Consider the following 18848-nt stretch of genomic DNA (forward strand, 5'->3'; position numbering starts at 1 on the left):
CCACCTTTCCGGGTGGCGGGCCTTTTTTATGCGGATTCGCTGGGGAGAGCAGTCCATGGTGTACGTACAGCGTGATGAGCGGGGCCGGGTGCTGCGGGTCGAGTCGGAGCCTTTCGAGAACATGACCCACAGCATGCCGGCCGCGGATCCGGAGGTGCAGAGCTGGCTGGCCAGCCGCTCGCTGCACGAGCACCTGATGTCGCTGCAGCATTCCGACCTGGAGCTCGTGCGGGTGATCGAAGACCTGGTCAGCGTTCTCGTCGACCGTGGCGTGATGCGCTACACCGACCTGCCCGAGGCCGCGCGCAACAAGCTCCAGCACCGCGCCCAGGCCCGCGCCCAGGTGGAAGGGCTCGGCAGCCTGGTGCAGGACGAGGGGCGCCTGCCTTATTGAGCCCTGTTCGCCGGGGCGCAATCCTGCGCGAAAGGGCTCGGGCGGCTGCCTGGCCCATCGCGGTTGAAAGCGCTCCCACGGGTTTTCCTGCCTGAAACGAATGGCAAAGGATAATGCCCCGGAGGCGACAGAACCGGCGCCTGCCGTTGCGTTCTATTGCGCGACGGCTCCTCGGTCCACCGAGGGTGACCCGGGTTGCGGCCGTCATGTCCTCTTCAGGAGCGATAAGCGAGATGGCGACAAAAGCGGGTGTCTTCACCAGACGTGTGTTGGGCGTGCTTTTGACTGTGGTGGCGCTTGGGGCGGTGACGGCCCATGCGGTGGATTACGACCTGGATAACGATGGCTATCGTGATGCCCAGTTCGGTGGCAGCGACCACGACCTGGACAACGATGGTTATCGAGATGCCCAATTCGGCGGCAGTGACCATGACCTGGATAACGATGGCTATCGTGATGCCGAGTTCGGTGGTAGCGACCACGATCAGGACAACGACGGTTACCGCGATGCCCAGTTCGGTGGCAGTGATCACGATCTGGACAACGATGGTTACCGTGACGCCCAGTTCGGTGGCAGTGACCATGACAGCGACAACGACACCAACCGTGACGATTAACCGGCTCCACCCGTAACGAGAACGCCCGCAGATGCGGGCGTTTTCTTTTGCGGGCGGCTTGGTGGGCTGAAGCCCACCCTACGAAGACTGCGGGGTGGGTGGTGTTTGGGTTGTGGGAGCGAATTCATTCGCGAAAAGGGCTAGGCCGGGTGCCTAGGCCTTCGCGGTTGAAACCGCTCCCACAGGCGCGTGCCGTAGGTTGGTGCCGAGCGCAGCGAGGCCCAACAAAGCGAGGCCCGGCGCAGCGCATCGTCGTTGTGGGAGCGAGTTCATTGTGGGAGCGAATTCATTCGCGAAAAGGGTTGGGGCGAGTGCCTCGGCCTTCGCGGTTGAAACCGCTCCCACGGGTGCGCCGCCGGCCAACATTCATCAGGCCTGGGTTTCGCTCCAGGGGGCGGGCGGGCCGATGAGGCGGCCCATGGCGCCCTGGATGCCCAGCTCGCCGAGCACGGCCAGCTCGCCCTGGGTTTCCACCATCTCGGCGATCAGCGGCAGGTCGATGCTGTTGGTGGCGCGGTACATCGCCTCGATGAACATGCGCTTGTCGTTCTCCTCGTCGATGGCGCGGATGTAGGTGCCATCGATCTTCAGGTAGGCCAGCCCCAGGTGGGTGAGGTTACCGATCAGGCTGAAGCGCCCGCCGAAGTGTTGCAGGCCGAGGTGGAAACCGGCCTCGCGCACGGCCTGGCTGAGTTTCTCCAGCGCGGCGGGCGGGGGCAGGAAGCGTTCGTCCACTTCCAGGGTCATCAGCTCGGCGTGTTGCGGATGGGCGCGCAGCATGGCGAGCAGGCGTTCCTGGGTGGCGTCATCGCGCAGGGTGGCGGCGGACAGGCTCAGGGCCAGCGGCTCGGGGTGCCGGTCGAGGTGGGCGAGGGTGTGTTCGAGCATCGCCAGGTCGAAGCGCGCGGCCCAGCCCAGGCGCTCGATCCAGGGCAGGAAGCGCCCGGCGGCCACGGCCTCGCCCTGCGGGTCGAGAAGCCGTGCGAGGACCTTGCGGTGCAGCAGCCTCGCGGGGGCGGCGCATTCGGCCACGGGCTGGAAGTAGAGCTGCAGCTTGCCCTGCTGCAGGGCTTCGTCGATCCAGGCGCGCCAGCTGTGCAGGCCCTGGTTGGGTGCGGCCTGGTAGTCGTCGAGGCGCTCCCACGGGTGCGCCGGGTTGCTCTGTGCCTGGGCCAGGGCCTGGTCGGCACGGCCGATGACGCTGGTGGCGTCCTCGCCGGGACGGAAGGCGGCGATGCCCAGGTGTGCCACTGGGGTGCAGTCGCTGGCGCCGGTGCCGCGCAGGCTTTCCAGGGAGTCGCTGAGGCTCTGGGCGAGGCGGTCGGCGTCCTCGTTGTCCAGGCCGGGGGCGAGCAGGGTGAATTCGCCGCCGCGGCTGCGCGAGGCCAGCCAGTCGGGGTTGCCGCGGTCCTCCACCAGCCTCTTCAGGAGTTCGCCGATCGCGCCGATCAGGGCGTCGGTGCGCTGGCCGCCGAGGCGCTGGTTGAGGCCGCCGAGGTCGTTGACCCTCAGCAGCAGCAGGTAGCCGGCGGCGTTCTGCTCGGCCACGGCCAGCTGGTTGCCCAGGCGGATGTCGAACTGGCGGCGGTTGGCCAGGCCGGTGAGGCTGTCCTGGTAGGCCTCCTCGCGCAGCTTCTCGCTGCGCGCGGCCTCTTCGGCGAACAGGGTCTTGAGCTTGTCGACCATCTGGTTCATGGCCAGCACCACGCGCTTGAGCTCGGGCGTGCGCGGCACCCGGGGCAGGGTGAGGAACTCGCGGCGGCTGATGGCCTGGGCCTGCTGCACCATGTTGTCCAGCGGGCGCAGCTGGGTGCGCAGGAGGAAGCCGCCGAGCACGGCGCTGACCAGCCCGCAGAGCAGCAGCCAGAGGAGGCTGCCGATGGCGCTGTCCCAGAGCTTGGCCAGGGCGAATTGCGGGTGGCTGAGCACCTCGACCCGCGCGGCCTGCTCCCAACCGCGCATGATCAGGGCGTCGCCGCCCTGCGCGCGCAGGTCGACGAGTCGGACGAACCAGGAGGGGACCTTGTCGGAGGTCGGGTCGGCCTGGCGTTCGACGATGACCTTCTCATCGGCGATGTTGACTACGCGGATGCGGGCGAAGTAGCCGCTGTCGAAGATGGAGCTGACCATCAGCTCGATCATCGCCGGGTCGTCCACGTGGGGCGTCATGGACAGGGCGAGTGCGGTGGCGGCGTCCTGGGCGTGGGAGCGCAACTGGCTGCGCAGCTGTTCCCGGGAGCTTTCCACCCCGGCGAGGAAGCTGCCGGTGAAGGCCACCACGAGGAACAGGCAGATCGCCAGAAACAGCTGCTTGAGTAACGACATCGTCTATCCCTCTCCAATGGCGAAGCCTTCGGCGCGCATCTTCTGCAGGATGTCCTGCCAGCGCGAAAGCTTCTTGCTGTCACCACTGCGCTTGCCGGCGGTGTACAGGCCTTCGGCGTTGAAGGCGTACACGGGCAGCAGGTCCTTGCGTTGCGAGGCCGGCCTTATTTCGCCGATCAGGTTGTCCAGTACCAGCGGGTCCGAGCTGGGGCTGGCGTAGTAGGTGAGCACCATGTGTGCCTGGTTGTAGTTGAGCGCCTTGACGTAGGTGATGCGCAGTTTCTCGGACGGGATGCCGAGGCGGCGCAGGGTGAAGTACTTGGCGATGGAGTAGTCCTCGCAATCGCCGGCGCCCTTGACCAGGGCCTCGACGGGGGTGGCCCAGTAATCGTTCTCGCCCCAGTTGCGCTGGTCGTCGACGAAGCGCAGCTGGCGGTTGAAGAAGCGGTTGACCGTGGCGAGCTTCTCCTTCTCCTGCAGCTCGCCACTGCTGTCGATCAGTGCGCTCCAGGCCTCGATGCGCTCCTTGGCGGTGCCGAGGCTGCCGTAGCGCTTCTGCGCGTTCTGCAGGATCAGGCCGAAATCCCAGTTGGCGGCGACCGCCGAGACCAGCAGGCAGGCGAGCAGGGCCAGCCACGCGGTTCGTGGCCGTCCTTGCTTCGCTTTCGCACGCCGCCCTAGCTGCATCATCAGGGTCTCCGCCCTTGGATCAGTGCAGTCTAGGTGGTGGTCGGGCTTTTTGCCGGTGGGCTCGGGCGATGTTCGAAGACGGGGTTTCAGTCGCGGCCCAGGGTCTTCTGGCGAAGGATGTAGACGGTGACCAGCACGGCGCTGGTGAGCATGAAGCCGCGCGCCCAGGGCATGGGCACCAGGTAGCAGGAGAAGGCGATGCTGATCCACATCAGGCCGATGGCGTAGACCTTGCCCCTGAGCGGGATGCCGCTGCCTTCGAGGTAGTCCCTGATCCAGGGGCCGAGGTGCCTGTGGTTGACGAGCCAGAGGTAGAAGCGACGCGAGCTGCGCACGAAGCAAGCAGCGGCGAGAAGGAGGAAGGGTGTGGTCGGCAATACCGGCAGGAAGATGCCGATCACACCCAGGACGACGGCGAGCCAGCCGACCACCAGTAGTACGTAGCGCACTGCCGGGTTGCGGCTCTGGCGGATATCACCGTGCGCCATCAGCGCGACCGTCTCAGTGACGCGGCTTTAGCAGGGCGGGCTTTTCTTCCGGGGCGTTGCACAACAGGAACAGGGCGGTGAGCAGCTCGGGGATCTGCTCGACCATTTCGTCGACCAGGTTGCGATCGGCGGCGATATCGGCGAATTCGGGCTGTTCGTCGAAGAGTCCGGAACCGACCATGATCGGCAGCAGCAGCTCGCTGACTTCCTCTTCGGCGTCCTCGAACCACACGGACTCGCGCAGGAACACGCCTTCCATGAAGCCGATGCACCAGCCGCGCAGGTCGGAATCGTCCGGGTCGTCGCCCAAATCGAGGTCGCAGGGCATCTCCGGGTCTTCGTCGCTGGCCAATTGGCGGGCAATGTGGGCCTTGAGCAGCAGCAGGGTGGCTTCGACCTCCTCGCGCTCGGCGTCGCTGCGGTAGTGCGGTGGCTCGGCGAACAGGGCGTCGATCCACTCGCGCTCCGGAACCTGGTCCGGGCAGATGCACAGGGCGGTCAGGTAGCCATGGGCGGCCACGTAGTCCAGGGCTTCTTCGTGCAGGTCATCGGCATCGAGGAAGGCTTGCAGGCGGGACAGTTGCTCAGCGAAGGACATCGTGGGACTACCTTGAGGAATAAACGAGGGTGGATTCTAGTCGAGTGGGAGGCCCGCGGCAAAAGCGGCCCCGATGGGCGAGGGCTTCCTCGGTCGTTCGCTGACGTATAATGCGCGGCTTCATTCGGAGACCCGCATGCTCGACCACGCCCAGCGCATCCTCAAAGACGTATTCGGCTACGACGCCTTCCGCGGCCACCAGGCGGCGATCATCGATCGCGTGGCCAAGGGCGGCGATGTGCTGGTGCTGATGCCCACCGGCGGCGGCAAGTCCCTGTGCTTCCAGGTCCCGGCGCTGATGCGCGACGGGCTGGCGGTGGTGGTTTCGCCGCTGATCGCGCTGATGGAGGACCAGGTCGCCACCCTCGACGAGCTCGGCGTGGCCGCGGTGGCGCTGAACTCCACCCTGAGCAACGACGAGCAGCGCGATATCGCCGACCGCATCCGCCGGGGCGAGATCAAGATGCTCTACCTGGCGCCGGAGCGCCTGGTGCAGCCGCGCATGCTGGCCTTCCTGCAGAACCTGGACATCGCCCTGTTCGCCATCGACGAAGCCCACTGCGTTTCCCAGTGGGGGCACGATTTCCGTCCGGAATACCTGCAGCTGGGCCAGCTCGCCGAGCTGTTCCCCGAGGTGCCGCGCATCGCCCTGACTGCCACGGCGGACATGCGCACCCGCGAGGAGATCGTGCAGCGCCTGCACCTGCAGAACGCCGAGCGCTTCCTCTCGAGCTTCGACCGGCCGAACATCTTCTACCGCATCGTCGCCAAGGACAGCCCGCGCAAGCAGTTGCTGTCCTTCCTCGCCGAGCGGCGTGGCGACGCCGGCATCGTCTATTGCCTGTCGCGCAAGAAGGTCGACGAGGTCGCCGCCTTCCTTTCCGAACAGGGCTACCCGGCGCTGCCCTACCACGCGGGCCTGCCCAGCGACCTGCGGGCCTACCACCAGAAGCGCTTCCTCAACGAGGAGGGGCTGATCATGGTGGCGACCATCGCCTTCGGCATGGGCATCGACAAGCCCAACGTGCGCTTCGTCGCCCACCTCGACCTGCCCAAGTCCCTGGAGGCCTATTACCAGGAGACCGGCCGCGCCGGCCGTGACGGCCTGCCCGCCGATGCCTGGATGGCCTACGGCCTGCAGGACGTGCTGCTGCTCAAGCAGATGCTCAACAACTCCGAGGGCGACGAGCGCCACAAGCGCATCGAGCAGCACAAGCTCGACGCCATGCTGGCGCTGTGCGAGGAGATCCGCTGCCGCCGCCAGGCGTTGCTGGCCTATTTCGACGAGGAGCTGCCGCAACCCTGCGGGCATTGCGACATCTGCGTCGACGGCGTGCAGACCTGGGACGCCACCGAGCCCGCGCGCCAGGCGCTCTCGGCCATCTACCGCAGCGGCCAGCGCTACGGCGTCGGCCATCTGGTCGACCTGTTGCTGGGCCGCGACAACGAGAAGGTCCGCGCCGCCGGCCACCAGCACCTGTCGGTCTTCGGCATGGGCAAGGCGCTGTCCGAGGGGGAATGGCGCACGCTGTTCCGCCAGCTGGTCGCCCGTGGCCTGGCGGATGTCGACCTCGACGGCTTCGGCGGCCTGCGCCTGACCGACGCCTGCCGCCCGCTGCTGCGGGGCGAGGTGAGCCTGCAACTGCGCCGCGACCTCTCGACCAAGGCGCCGAAGCCGGCGGCCAGTGCCGCCAGCCAGCTGGTGCGTGGCGAGGAGCGCGAGCAGTGGGAGGCCCTGCGCGCCCTGCGCCGCAAGCTGGCCGAGGAGCATAGCGTGCCGCCCTATGTGATCTTCCCCGACGCCACCCTGCTGGAGATGCTGCGCAGCAAGCCCGGCACCCTGGCGGAGATGGCGCGGGTCAGCGGCGTCGGTGCGCGCAAGCTGGAGCGCTACGGCGAGGCCTTCCTCGAAGTGCTCAACGGTGGCGCCGACGCCGCGCCGGCGCCGCGCGCGGTGGCCGACCTGCGCCACGAGCTGGTCAGCCTGGCCCGTGCGGGCATGACCCCGGCGCAGATCGCGCGCCAGCTCGATTGCACCGAGAAGAACGTCTATTCGCTGCTGGCCGAGGCCATCAGCGAGCAGCAGTTGAGCCTGGAGCAGGCGCTGGACCTGCCTGAGGAGATGCTCGGCGCGGTGCAGGACGCCTTCCTCGATGGCGAGGGCGAGCTGCCCAGCGTCGCCGAGGTGGCCGAGATGCTCGGCGGCAAGGTCCCGAAGGCGTGCTCCACTGCGTGCGTGCCGCGCTGCAGGCCGAGTTCGAGTCCTGAGGCCGCCGTCACGGGCGCGCCGCATAAGACGCGCCCGACGACTTGTGGCGGATTCCGCCTGCTACTAATGTGCACCTAGGCCTCCGGCCGGCGATGTGAGGTCGCCGGCCCCGACAGGAGGCGCAGGGCCCGCGACGATGGACCGTCTATGTGAGGTAGGTGGTTTTCCGCAGGGGCCCGAGGCTGCAAGGCCGGGCGCAGCAGTATGTCCCGGGCCCATAAAAAGAAGAGGTGGCAGTGTCGACACTCAACGCCTGGCTGGACGAAGTACGCCCCAATCCCTATGCCGATCAACTTGCCCTGGGATTCCGGCAACTGCGTTTCGTCCGCCCCCTGGAGCAGGAATACCGCAATTTTTTCCTCGAGCAGACCTTCGACCTCAAGCGCATCGCGCTGCTGCTCGGCTTGCCGATCTGGCTGGCCTTCGCCTTTCTCGACTTCCACCTGATCGCCTCCTCCGAACGCTGGTGGATGCTCGCCGTGCGCCTGGGCGTGCTGGTGCTGCTGGTGGTCTGCGGGCTGCTGATCCTGCAGCGTCGCCATGTGCACCTGCTGGTGCCGCTGAGCCTGGTGTGCGTCAGTGCGCTGGGCATAGGCGCGGCGGCGGTGGTGGCCATCGCCCATCGGGTCGACCCGTCATTCCCCTATGAAGGGCTGCTGCTGGTGTGCATGGCGGCCTATTTCGTGGTCGGGCTGCGCCTGGGCGAGGCATTGCTGGTGTCGGTCCTGATCCTGGGGGCCTATGTGGCGCTGGAGCTCTGGGCCGGGCTGCCCTGGCCGCGGCTGGTCAACAACCTGCTGTTCCTCGTGTTCGGCAACCTGGTGGGGGCGGTGGGCTGCTACCTGCTGGAGTTCAAGTCCCGCGAGCACTTTCTCATCAGCCGTCTGATGCGCGTGCTGGCCGAGCACGACAGCCTGACCGGCCTGCACAACCGGCGCAGCTTCAACCGCCAGCTGGAGCGCGTGTGGCGGCAGGCCCAGCGCGAGGGGCTGCCCCTGGCGCTGCTGCTGTGCGATGTCGACCACTTCAAGGCCTACAACGATCTCTACGGCCACCAGGGCGGCGACCAGGCCCTGCAGCGGGTCGCCGAGGTGCTCGAGGACGCCGCGCGGCGACCGCTGGACATGGCGGTACGCCTGGGGGGCGAGGAGTTCGCCGTGCTCCTCTACGGCACGCCGGAGGCCGAGGCGCGGCAGTGCGCTGAGAATGTGCGCGCGGCCCTGGAGCGCCTGGCCATCCGCCACGAGGGTTCCCAGGTCGCCGAGGTGCTGACGATGTCCATCGGCTTGGCCTGCATCGCGCCGGGCAGCGACACGCCGCTCGGCCAGCTCTATGAACTCTACGAGCACGCCGACCGCGCGCTCTACGAGGCCAAGGCCTTCGGGCGCAACCAGGTGGTGGCGTAGTTCGTCCCCCCGGGTGGCGCGGTGCGTGACTGCGTGGCCTGGTACGCCGGTGCTAGGATCTGCGCCTTCACCACCGACGAGCCCTGCCCATGGACAAGCTGATCAGCGCCGACGGCCAGCCGCAGTACGGCCTTTTCGACGGCACCCCCGGCCTGGTCAACCACCGTGACTTCGATTTCCGCTCGCCCATGGGCCGTCGTCTCGGCGCCCTGGCGAAGTGGCGGCGCTTCCACCAGTTCCAGTATTTCGGCCTGATCAGCGACCAGCTCATCGGCGGCTGCGCGCTGGCCGACCTGAGTCTGGTGGGCGTGGGCTTCGTCTACCTGTTCCACCCGGCCAGCGGGCGCATGATCGAGCGCCAGTTCAAGCTGCCGCTGGGGATGGGCACGCGCTTCTCGCAAGCCCCGGACGATGGTGTCTGCGAGCTGCGCCAGGGCCGCAACCTGCTGCGCCTGGAGAACTCGCCCAAGCCGAAGGAGAAGCGCCTGCTGGTGCAACTGGACGACGGCACCCGCATCGACGCGCGTTTCTCCGAGGACGAGCCGGCCTTCCAGCCCATGAGCCTGTGCACGCCCACGGCGGTGAACGGCTGGGTCTATGCGCGCAAGGTGGCGGGCGTCGCCTGCCGGGGCGAGGTCCACTGCGAGCTGGGTGAGTTCGACCTGCAGGCCATCGGCGCCTTCGCCCACCACGATTGGTCCGCCGGCTACATGCGCCCGGAGACCTTCTGGAACTGGGCCTGCCTGTCCGGCGAGGCGCAGGGGCGGCGGGTAGGGCTGAACCTCTCCTGCGGGGTCAACGAGACCAGCTTCACCGAGAACTGCTTCTGGATCGATGGCGAGCTGATCAAGGTGGATTGCGTGCGTTTCGCCTTCGATCGCGACCGGCCGCTGGAGGAGTGGCGGATCACCTCCGCCGACGGCCAGGTGGCGTTGCGCTTCGTGGGCACCGGCTTGCACAAGGAGCGTCTGAACCTGGGCTTCATCGCCAGCAACTTCAAGCAGATCTTCGGGCGCTTCGATGGGGTGCTCCGGCCGCATGGGCGTCCGGCCCTGGAAATCAATGGGCTGTGGGGCTTTGTCGAAGATCAATATGTGAAGTGGTAGATACAAAGCTGCGCTTGCTCCCGGCTGTCGCCTATGGTTAGCTCGCTAATTATTAGTTTAGGCAGTTAGAGTCCGTTTCAATGTCCCATACCGATCAACACCGCTTCGCCATGCAGCTCGCGCAGATGTCGCGAGCCTGGCGCGCGGAGCTGGATCGCCGGCTCGTCGACCTCGGCCTGTCCCAGGCTCGCTGGCTGGTTCTCCTGCATCTCGCCCGCTTCGAAGAACTCCCCACCCAACGTGAACTGGCGCAGAGCGTCGGTGTCGAGGGCCCGACCCTGGCCCGCCTGCTCGACAGCCTCGAGGCCCAGGGGCTGGTGCAGCGCCTGGCCGTCGCCGAGGACCGCCGGGCGAAGAAGATCACCCTGTGCCCCAAGGCACGGCCGCTGATCGAGAAGATCGAGGCCATTTCCAACCAGCTGCGCAGGGAGGTCTTCACCGGCATCGATGAAGAAGAGCTGCGTCGCTGCCAGCAGATCCACGCGCAGATACTGGCCAATCTGGAACGGCGTTGATGCAGGACCTCGAGGCCCTGCACGCGCGTTTCGGTCCGCGTTATCCGCAGTTGCTGCTCGGTTTGCTGATGGTCGGCAGCATGGCGATGATCCTCGCCTCCACCAGCATCAACGTCGCCCTGCCGGCGATCATGGCGGACTTCGCCATCGGCCGGCCCCTGGCCCAGTGGCTCGCCACCGGCTTCCTCGCCTCCATGACCGCCGGCCTGCTGCTCGCCGCCTGGGCCCAGTCGCGCCTGGGCGCGCGACGCACGGTGCAGGTCGGCCTGCTGGTCTTCATCCTCTGTTCCCTCCTGGCGCTGGCAGCCACCTCCGCCTGGGAGCTGATCGCCCTGCGTATCGTCCAGGGCGCCTGTGCCGGGATCATCCAGCCGCTGGCGATGGTGCTGATCTTCCGCATCTTCGCCGAGGGTGGCCGGGGCATGGCCCTGGGCATCTACGGGCTCGGGGTGATGATCGCGCCGACGCTCGGCCCGACCATCGGTGGCTACCTCATCGACCACTTCGGCTGGGAGGCGGTGTTCTGGTTACCGCTGCCCATGTGCCTGCTGGCGGCGCTCGGTGCCCAGTGGCTGATGCCGTCGGACCGCGACCGGCGCACTCCGGGCGTCGACCTCGTCGCCTTCCTCTATCTCAGCGTCGCGCTGTTCGCCCTGCTCGGCGCCCTGGCCGAGGCCCAGCGCTTCGGCTGGCTGGCACCGAGCTGCTGGATTCCAGGGCTGCTCGGCGTGCTGGCGGCGGTGGCCTTCGTCCTGCGCAGCCGCGCCAGCGGGCGACCGCTGCTGCCGCTCCCGCTGTGGCGCCACGCGGCGTTCCGCAAGGCGAGCGGGGTGGCGCTGGTGCTCGGCCTCGGTCTCTACGGCTCCACCTACCTGATCCCGCTGTTCCTGCAGACGGTCGAGGGCTACAGCGCCGGCCGCGCGGGGCTGTTGCTGCTGCCCACGGGCGTGGTGCTTGGCCTGGCGTCCTTCATCGGCGGCTGGCTCAGCGACAAGCTCTCCGCCGCACTGCTGCTGGTGGCCGGCCTGCTGGTGTTCGCGGCTTCGAGCCTCGGGCTGGGGCTGGTGGAGAGCGGTGCCTCCTTCATGGTGCTGTGCTTCTGGGCCTGCGTCGGCCGCCTCGGCCTGGGCCTGCTGCTGCCGGCGCTGAGCACCGGCTCGCTGGATGTGCTGAGTGCCGAGGAACTGGCCCTCGGAGCCGGCGCCATCACCTTCGTACGCCAGCTCGGCGGCGCCTTCGGCGTCAACCTGGTGACCTTCTTCCTGGAGTGGCGCCACCACGCCGGCGGTGGTGGCGCACTGGCCGAAGCCCTGGCGTTCCAGCAGACCTTTTGGCTGGTCGCCGGGCTTTTCCTGCTCGCTTTGTGGCCCGCCTGGGGCGTAAAAGCGACAAAAGGCTGACGTGCCTCTATAAATACTCGCCAAGGGTGTGAAATACGTCACTTTCATGGCGAACTTGAAGTAAGATCCCCCAGCCTGATGGCCCAAGGCCGGTACGCCGGGCAATCTGGGAAATTGCATCCATACTAATTTTCAGTTGGGTTCCAGGGATCGCTTCCCAACTCGTTCACTTTCAATGCCAACGCCTGTCTTTCGCCCCTCCATGGATACCGGATTGTAGGGAGGTGGCTCTGGCGTTCGAGCCGGCATGACCGGGGGAGGGCACATGGCTCGAGTCAACAGGTTCCTCGTTGCACTTGCATCGGGACCCATCCTTTATTCCGGCCTGGCGTCCGCCATCGGCCTGGGCGAGATCACCCTGCATTCCGCGCTGAACCAGCCCCTCGAGGCGGAAATCGGCCTGCTCGACGTGGGCGACCTGACCGACAGCGACATCAAGGTCAGCCTGGCGTCGGCCGAAGTCTTCGAGCGTTCCGGCGTCGACCGCGTGCTGTTCCTCAACGACCTGCGCTTCAGCCCCATGATCCGCGGTTCCAGCGGCCGCATCCGCGTGGTTTCCAACAAGCCGGTGCGCGAGCCCTACCTGAACTTCATCGTCGAGGTGGCCCGGCCCAACGGCCGCCTGCTGCGCGAATACACCCTGTTGCTGGACCCGCCGGAGTTCTCCGCCTACAACCCCGTGGCCGCGCCGCTGCGCGCTGCCGCCGGCCAGCGCGACGGCAGTCGTGGCGACGCGCCCGGCGCCACCCGCCAACCCGCCCCCGTAGCCGCGCCGCCCGCCACCCAGGGCAAGCGCTACACGGTGGTCAAGGGCGACAGCCTGTGGGCGATCGCGCAGCGCCAGAGTGCCGGCAGCGGCATGAGCACCGCGCAGATGATGAACGGCATCCACGCGCTCAACCCCGGCGCCTTCGCCAATGGCGACCCGAGCCGCCTGAGCGTGGGCCAGAGCCTGCTGCTGCCGGATGCAGCGATGCTGTCAGCGAGCACCTCGACCGCCCCGGCCACCGCCCCGGGCAGTGACGCACAAGCGACTTCGGGCAGCGCCCCTGGCCCGCTCTCCGCGCCCGCCAGCCCGGGCCAGCCGGCGCCGCTGCCGCAGCAGATCGCTGAAGTACAGCGCCGTGTCGACACCGAGCTGCTCAACAGCGAGAACGAACGCCTGCAATTGCGCCAGGACATCGCCGACCTCCAGCTCAAGCTGGAGAACCTGCAGCGCCAGATGGAGCAGAAGGACGCCCAGCTGGCGCGTCTGCAGGGCGCCCTGGACACCCGGGGGGCCGAAGGCGCCGTCGAGGGCGCGAACGTGCCGCCGGCAGGCGCTGCCGTCGCCCCGGACGCCAACGTTGCGGACCGTCAGGCCCAGGAGCCCGCCGATTCCCAGCCCGGAACCACCCCGAGCGAAGCCCCGGCGCCGGCCGCCAGCGATACGTCCGCTCCCGCACCCGCTGCCGACGCCGCGCAATCGCCGGCGGCTTCGCCGGACGCCGAGCCCCAGGTGGTGGTCGAGGCGCCGGCTGGCCCGGACGCCTGGTCCCGTGGCCTGCTGCTCATCGGTGGCGTGCTGCTGTTGGCCGTCCTGGCCCTGGTGCTGTTGCGCCGCCGCCAGGGGGCCCGCCCCGAGGAAGCCGGGCCCGAGCGCGAACCCGAGCCCAGGGTGCGCCCGGCTGTCGTGGCCGTCACCGCCGAGCGCCCGCGCATCGGTGCCGTGCCCCAGCCCCGAGTGGAGCCCGTGGTCGCCACCGCCGCTGCAGTGGCCGCCGCGCCCGCGCCTGCACCGGCGCCGCGCCCGCAACCCCAGCCCGTGGCCCCGCGTGTCTCCAGCGATTCCCTGGATGGCGCCAACATCTACATCGCCTACGGCCGCTTCAACGATGCCGAGAGCGCCCTGCGCGCGGCCATCGTCCAGGAGCCCAAGCGCACCGACCTGCGTTTCCGCCTGCTTGAGGTGCTCGGCGAGCTGCGTGATCCGAGCGGCTTCGCCGCCGAGGAGCGGAGCCTGCTGGAGATGGGCGTCGGCCCGGCGCGCATCGAGCAGATCAAGGCCCGCTACCCCGGCATCGATCAGCACCCGAGCGCCGAGCCGATGCTGGCCGATCCGGAGTTCGTCCTCGCCGACGAGGCTGCCGACCAGCCCCCGGCCACGCTGGTCGTGCACCGTGACGACGAGCTGACCGACGAGTTCCAGCTCAACCTCGACGACCTGCCGCTGGATGCCGACTGGGACAGCCTCAGCCCCTTCAAGACCGAGGCGCCCAAGGCCAAGGCGACGAGCAAGCCCGAGCCGGTGCAGCACCACGTCGACCCCGCATTCCGCAGCAACCTGCAGGACATGCCCGAGGTGTTCGAACTGGACGACCTGGAGCAGGCCGACCGCCTCGAACTGCCGGACCTGCCCCAGGCCGAAGAGCTGGGCGAACTGACCTTCGACTTCGAGGACCCGCTGGAGGCCGATGACGACCTCGACCACCTGGCCGCGCGCCAGGAGAACCTGATGAAGCTCAACCTGGCCCTGGCCTACATCGACCAGGGTGACGTCGAAAGCGCCTGCAGCATCCTCAACGAGGTGATCGATGGCGGCGACGAGGAGCAGAAGCAGGAGGCTCGCCAGTTGCTCGCTAAGATCGCCTGATCCAGCCCTGACATGAAAAAGCCCGGACTTTGTTCCGGGCTTTTTCATGTCAGGGCACTGTGCGTATCGCTTGTAGACGTTTACTGGATCGACTTAGAACACCCGGCCGAGCTTGAGGTAGAGCGCCTGCTCGGACGCGTCGTTGAGGCCGTAGCTGAAGTCGAGCGGGCCCAGCGGCGTGTCGAAGCTTATGAACAGGCTGCCCGCGTTGATGTAGCCGCTGTCGAAGCTGTCGTCGTTGTTCCAGGCCCGACCGCGTTCGAGGCTGGCGCCGAGGTAGAAGGGGAAGTCCAGCGGCAGGAACGAGCGCTGGGTCATGCGCCGGTAGTAGACCAGCCGCGCCAGGGCGACGTTCTGCCCGGAGATCGAGTCCTCGCGGAACCCCGACAACTGTCGCGCACCGCCGAGCTGGAAGCTGGAGGTGACCACCTCGGCGCTGTCCAGGGTGCGACCGTAGCGACCGCCGAGCACGAAGGTGTTGGCGTCGCTGGAGAGCGCCTTGTCCAGGCTCAGCTCCCACTGGCGGTAGCGGTCGTCCGAACCCAGTTCGGGGTCGTACTGGCGCAGGGTCAGCTTGATGTCCTCGCCCTCGTGCGGGTAGTCGACGTTGTCGAGGGTGTCGAAGGAGTACTTCGCCTCGTAGTAGCCCTCGCTGAAACTGAAGCTGGGCAGGCGGCGGTCGCCGATGCGCACGTCGGCATCGCCCCAGCCCTGGCCGATGCCGAGGCGCAGCTCGCCGTTGTTGGCGATCTGCCGGCCGATGTTGAAGCCGTAGCCGTAGCGCTGCAGGCGGTATTCGGCGATGGGGTCGTTGTCCAGGGTGGCGTCCACGTTCTGCGCCTCGGCGGCGATGTAGGGGGCCACGAAGTAGCGCGAGCCGTAGTCCAGCGGCTGGTAGAACTCGCTGTAGAGCTCCTGGTCGCTGCCGATCTGGGCGCGGGTCAGCCATTCGGCACCGAGCGTGTTGATGCCGTTGACCCGGTAGCTGGCGCCCAGGTTGAAGGTGCTGCGGCCGCGCATGTCGTCGTCCAGGCTCAGGCCCAGGCGCAGGTAGTCGGTGCCGGTGCGCTTGCCGCGCGCGTTGATCACCAGCACGTTGCCGTCCTTGCGCTTGACCACGCGGTAATGCACCTGCTCGAAGTAATCCAGGCCGTAGAGCGTGCCCATGTCGCTCTGCAGGCGCTCCAGGTCCAGCGGCTTGCCGGTTTCCTGGCGGATGATGCGGCGGATCACCTCGTCGCCCACCTTGGAGTCGTTCTCCACGCTGATGCGGGCGATCACCGGGCGGCGCTCGACCGGCAGGCGCGCCTCCTCCAGCACGGCCTCCTGCCGGCCACCCGGGTGGGCCAGCGGAGCGAAGCGGTTCTTGAGGATGGTGGCGGCGCGGTAGCCGGCGTCGATCATCTCCCGCGCGCGACCGAAGTCGGTGGCGGAGAAGCCGGCCAGGGGCGGCTGCACCAGGATGTCGTCCGGGCCCAGGGTGGCCAGTTGCGCCTCGGAGTTGCGCCGGGTCATCAGGGTCACCGACTGGTTGAGCACATCGACCACGGTGAGCAGTTCCTTGCGCCCGCGCAGCGGGGTGCCGATGTCGACGGTGATCACGAGGTCGACACCCATCTCCCGCGCCACGTCCACCGGGATGTTGTCCACCATGCCGCCGTCCACCAGCAACCGGCCGTCCACCTCCACCGGGGCGAACACCGCCGGGATCGACATGCTGGCGCGGATCGCCTGGGGCAGGTGGCCCTTGCGGAATACCACCTTCTCGCCGGTGGAGATGTCGGTGGCCACGGCGCGGAAGGGGATGGCCAGGCGGTCGAAGTCACGGGTGTCGCTGGTGTGCACCAGCAGGCTCTCCAGCAGCAGGGCGAGGTTCTGGCCCTGGATCACGCCGAGGGGCAGGCCCAGGCTGCCGTCGTCGCGGAAGCTGAGCTTCTGCTTGACCAGGAAGTCGCGGTCGTCCTGCTTGCGGCGGAAGGGGACGTCGTCACGCAGTGGCGCATCGGAGAGCGCCTGGCGCCAGTCGATGGCCAGGGCCAGCTTCTCCAGTTCCTCGACGCTGTAGCCCGAGGCGTAGAGGCCGCCGATCACCGCGCCCATGCTGGTGCCGGCGATGGCGTCGATGTGCACGCCCTGTTCCTCCAGCGCGCGCAGCACGCCGATGTGCGCCAGCCCGCGCGCGGCACCGCCGGACAGCACCAGGCCGATGCGTGGGTGGGCCTGCTCGGCCAGGGTGGCCAGTGGCAGGAGGGTGAAAGCGAGGAACAGAAGCACGCGGCGCATAACGCATCCCTGGTCAGGCGGGGAGGAAAAGGCCGCTATTATAGGCACCCCGCATCCCACCACCGAGCATCGCCATGTCCAGTGCCAGGCCCGAAATCGTCATCACCTATTGCACTCAGTGCCAATGGCTGCTGCGTGCCGCCTGGCTGGCCCAGGAGCTGCTCAGCACCTTCGCCGACGACCTCGGCCGGGTGGCCCTGGAGCCGGGGACCGGCGGCGTGTTCCGCATCACCTGCGATGGCGAGCAGATCTGGGAGCGCAAGGCCGATGGCGGCTTCCCCGAGGCCAAGGTGCTCAAGCAGCGGGTCCGCGATCGCATCGATCCGACGCGTGACCTGGGCCACAGCGACCGGCCCTGAGCCTTCTTGCCCCAGGTCAAGCGCGACCCGGCAATGCAGGCATAGCCTGGCGGCATTCCCCTTTCTGGAGTGCCGTCATGAGCATCATCGTCACCGGTGCCGCCGGCTTTATCGGCAGCAACCTCGTCCGGGCCCTCAACCAGCGTGGCGAGACGGACATCATCGCCGTCGACGACCTGACCGAGGGCGACAAATTCCGCAACCTCGCCGATTGCGAGATCCGCGACTACCTGGACAAGCGCGACTTCGTCCCGCGCTTCGCCGAGGGCGCCTTCGGCATGGTCCGCGCGCTGTTCCACCAGGGGGCCTGCGCCAGCACCCTGGAGGCGGACGGGCGCTACATGATGGACAACAACTACCGCTACAGCTGTGAGTTGCTGGATGCCGCGCAGCGTCGCGGCTCGCCCTTCATCTATGCCTCGTCGGCCGCCGTCTACGGCGCGGGGCGGGTCTTTCGCGAAGCCCGCGAGCACGAGCGGCCGCTGAACGTCTATGGCTACTCCAAGTTCCTCTTCGACCAGCGCGTGCGCCGCCTGCTGCCCCAGGCCCGTGCCCAGGTGGTCGGGTTGCGCTACTTCAACGTCTACGGCCCGCGCGAGGGCCACAAGGGACCGATGGCCTCGGTGGCGCTGCATTGCTTCCAGCAATACCGCGCGCAGGGGCGGGTGCGGCTGTTCGAGGGCTGCGACGGCTTCGCCGATGGCGAGCAGCGGCGCGACTTCGTCTCGGTGGAGGACGTGGTGCGGGTCAACCTGCACGTTCTCGACCACCCGCAGTGCTCGGGCATCTTCAACCTCGGCACCGGTATCGCCCGCCCCTTCAACTCGGTGGCCGTGGCGGTGGTCAACGCCCTGCGCGCCGAGGCCGACCAGCCACCGCTGGGCTTGGCCGAGCTGGTCGAGCGCGGGGTGCTCGTCTACGAGGCCTTCCCCGAAGCCCTGCGCGGGCGCTACCAGAGCCATACGCAGGCGGACATCGACCTGCTGCGCGAGGCCGGTGCAGGCGACGGTTTCCTCGACCTGGAGACCGGCGTGGCGCGCTACTGCCACTGGTTGCTGGAGCAGGAACAGGCCTGAGAAAGGCATGTATCAGGAGGTTTACCCGGGCTTTACACAGGGCTGACGCCCGCCGGTGCGGCCCCGGCGAATAATGCCCCCGGCGGCAGCGATCCTGCTGCCGCCGTGCAGCGAGGTGAACGATGTCCTTGAAAACAACCATGACGCTGGCGTTGCTGGTGCTCGGTCTCTCCACCCAGGCGTTCGCCGGCCCGGGGCTGGGTGGTCCCGGCGGGCCCGGTCCGGGCGGCCCCGGCAGCTGGGGGCCAGGCCCCGCCGGTGGGCATGGCCACGGCCTGCCATCGGGCGCCCGGGAGCTGTGGATCGGCAGCGCGCTGTATTTCGTCGCCGCCGGCACCTACTACCTGTGGAACGCCAACGTGCAGCGCTACGAGGTGGTGGCCCCGCCGCCGGTGGTGCAGGGCAACAGCGTGGCCAGCTACGAGGTGATCGCCTATCCGGCCAACGGCCAGAGCGTCGACCAACAGGGCCGCGACCGCTACGAATGCCACACCTGGGCGGTGTCCCAGAGCGGCTTCGACCCGGCCACCGTGACCCGCCCGGTGGGCAGCGACAGCACCGAACGCTACCGCCGCGCGCTGGGCGCCTGCCTGATGGGGCGCGGCTACAGCGTCAACTGAGAAAGCCGGGCCGCCTTGAACCCTGCCCCGGACTTCGGTCCGGGGCCCCGGCGGCCTCGCTCCCGCGCTG

15 protein-coding genes and 1 pseudogene are annotated in these 18848 nt (G+C 68.1%); 11 read left to right on the forward strand and 5 right to left on the reverse strand.

What is annotated here, in order from left to right; translation table 11 throughout:
* The first annotated feature begins 55 nt into the window (after positions 1–55).
* Both PHLH3_RS07635 and PHLH3_RS07640 read left to right on the forward strand, forming a co-directional pair.
* Entirely contained in the window at positions 56–394 is a 339-nt protein-coding gene (locus PHLH3_RS07635; RefSeq protein ID WP_173177022.1) for a tryptophan synthase subunit beta, read from the forward strand.
* Between the two features lie 275 nt (positions 395–669).
* A complete protein-coding gene (locus tag PHLH3_RS07640; RefSeq protein ID WP_228723558.1) occupies positions 670–1011 on the forward strand; it encodes a hydrolase in 342 nt (113 codons plus the stop codon).
* Between the two features lie 369 nt (positions 1012–1380).
* Here PHLH3_RS07640 and lapD read toward each other — a convergent pair whose 3' ends face one another.
* The 4 genes from lapD to PHLH3_RS07660 all read right to left on the reverse strand — a co-directional run bounded on the left by lapD (position 1381) and on the right by PHLH3_RS07660 (position 5112).
* The gene (gene lapD / locus PHLH3_RS07645; protein WP_213628776.1) at positions 1381–3336 is read right to left on the reverse strand and encodes a cyclic di-GMP receptor LapD; all 1956 of its coding nucleotides are present in this window, start codon (positions 3334–3336) and stop codon (positions 1381–1383) included.
* 3 nt (positions 3337–3339) lie between these two features.
* Entirely contained in the window at positions 3340–4023 is a 684-nt protein-coding gene (gene lapG, locus PHLH3_RS07650) for a cysteine protease LapG (RefSeq protein ID WP_213630459.1), read from the reverse strand.
* 89 nt (positions 4024–4112) lie between these two features.
* Positions 4113–4514, reverse strand: coding sequence for a YbaN family protein (locus PHLH3_RS07655; protein WP_213628777.1), 402 nt, complete (start codon positions 4512–4514; stop codon positions 4113–4115).
* Positions 4515–4527: 13 nt separating this feature from the next.
* Positions 4528–5112, reverse strand: coding sequence for a YecA family protein (locus tag PHLH3_RS07660; RefSeq protein ID WP_213628778.1), 585 nt, complete (start codon positions 5110–5112; stop codon positions 4528–4530).
* A gap of 136 nt (positions 5113–5248) precedes the next feature.
* Between PHLH3_RS07660 and recQ the strand changes: the two are divergent.
* The 6 genes and pseudogenes from recQ to PHLH3_RS07690 all read left to right on the forward strand — a co-directional run bounded on the left by recQ (position 5249) and on the right by PHLH3_RS07690 (position 14440).
* Positions 5249–7380: pseudogene (gene recQ / locus PHLH3_RS07665) on the forward strand (DNA helicase RecQ).
* 237 nt (positions 7381–7617) lie between these two features.
* Positions 7618–8787, forward strand: a complete 1170-nt coding sequence (locus PHLH3_RS07670) for a GGDEF domain-containing protein (protein WP_213628779.1) — start codon at positions 7618–7620, stop codon at positions 8785–8787.
* A gap of 89 nt (positions 8788–8876) precedes the next feature.
* Complete coding sequence (locus PHLH3_RS07675) at positions 8877–9893, forward strand: DUF2804 domain-containing protein (protein WP_213628780.1); 1017 nt, start codon at positions 8877–8879, stop codon at positions 9891–9893.
* A gap of 80 nt (positions 9894–9973) precedes the next feature.
* The gene (locus PHLH3_RS07680; protein WP_173177036.1) at positions 9974–10408 is read left to right on the forward strand and encodes a MarR family transcriptional regulator; all 435 of its coding nucleotides are present in this window, start codon (positions 9974–9976) and stop codon (positions 10406–10408) included.
* A complete protein-coding gene (locus PHLH3_RS07685) occupies positions 10408–11808 on the forward strand; it encodes a DHA2 family efflux MFS transporter permease subunit (RefSeq protein ID WP_244862998.1) in 1401 nt (466 codons plus the stop codon). Before PHLH3_RS07680 ends, PHLH3_RS07685 begins: the two co-directional genes overlap by 1 nt.
* Before the next feature lie 265 nt (positions 11809–12073).
* Positions 12074–14440, forward strand: coding sequence for a FimV/HubP family polar landmark protein (locus PHLH3_RS07690; protein WP_213628782.1), 2367 nt, complete (start codon positions 12074–12076; stop codon positions 14438–14440).
* A gap of 93 nt (positions 14441–14533) precedes the next feature.
* On the opposite strand, the gene PHLH3_RS07695 is transcribed toward PHLH3_RS07690, so the two are convergent.
* Entirely contained in the window at positions 14534–16723 is a 2190-nt protein-coding gene (locus tag PHLH3_RS07695) for a patatin-like phospholipase family protein (protein ID WP_213628783.1), read from the reverse strand.
* A 74-nt stretch (positions 16724–16797) separates the two neighbouring features.
* Here PHLH3_RS07695 and PHLH3_RS07700 point away from each other — a divergent pair, with 74 nt between their 5' ends.
* The 3 genes from PHLH3_RS07700 (at position 16798) to PHLH3_RS07710 (ending at position 18778) form a co-directional block, all read left to right on the forward strand.
* Positions 16798–17082: a SelT/SelW/SelH family protein gene (locus tag PHLH3_RS07700; RefSeq protein WP_213628784.1), complete on the forward strand. Its 285-nt coding sequence runs from the start codon at positions 16798–16800 to the stop codon at positions 17080–17082.
* Positions 17083–17159: 77 nt separating this feature from the next.
* The gene (gene rfaD, locus PHLH3_RS07705; protein ID WP_213628785.1) at positions 17160–18158 is read left to right on the forward strand and encodes an ADP-glyceromanno-heptose 6-epimerase; all 999 of its coding nucleotides are present in this window, start codon (positions 17160–17162) and stop codon (positions 18156–18158) included.
* A 122-nt stretch (positions 18159–18280) separates the two neighbouring features.
* Positions 18281–18778, forward strand: coding sequence for a hypothetical protein (locus PHLH3_RS07710; protein WP_213628786.1), 498 nt, complete (start codon positions 18281–18283; stop codon positions 18776–18778).
* The last annotated feature ends 70 nt before the right edge of the window (positions 18779–18848 follow it).

The organism is Pseudomonas sp. Pc102, assembly GCF_018408275.1.
Lineage (GTDB): Bacteria > Pseudomonadota > Gammaproteobacteria > Pseudomonadales > Pseudomonadaceae > Metapseudomonas > Metapseudomonas tohonis.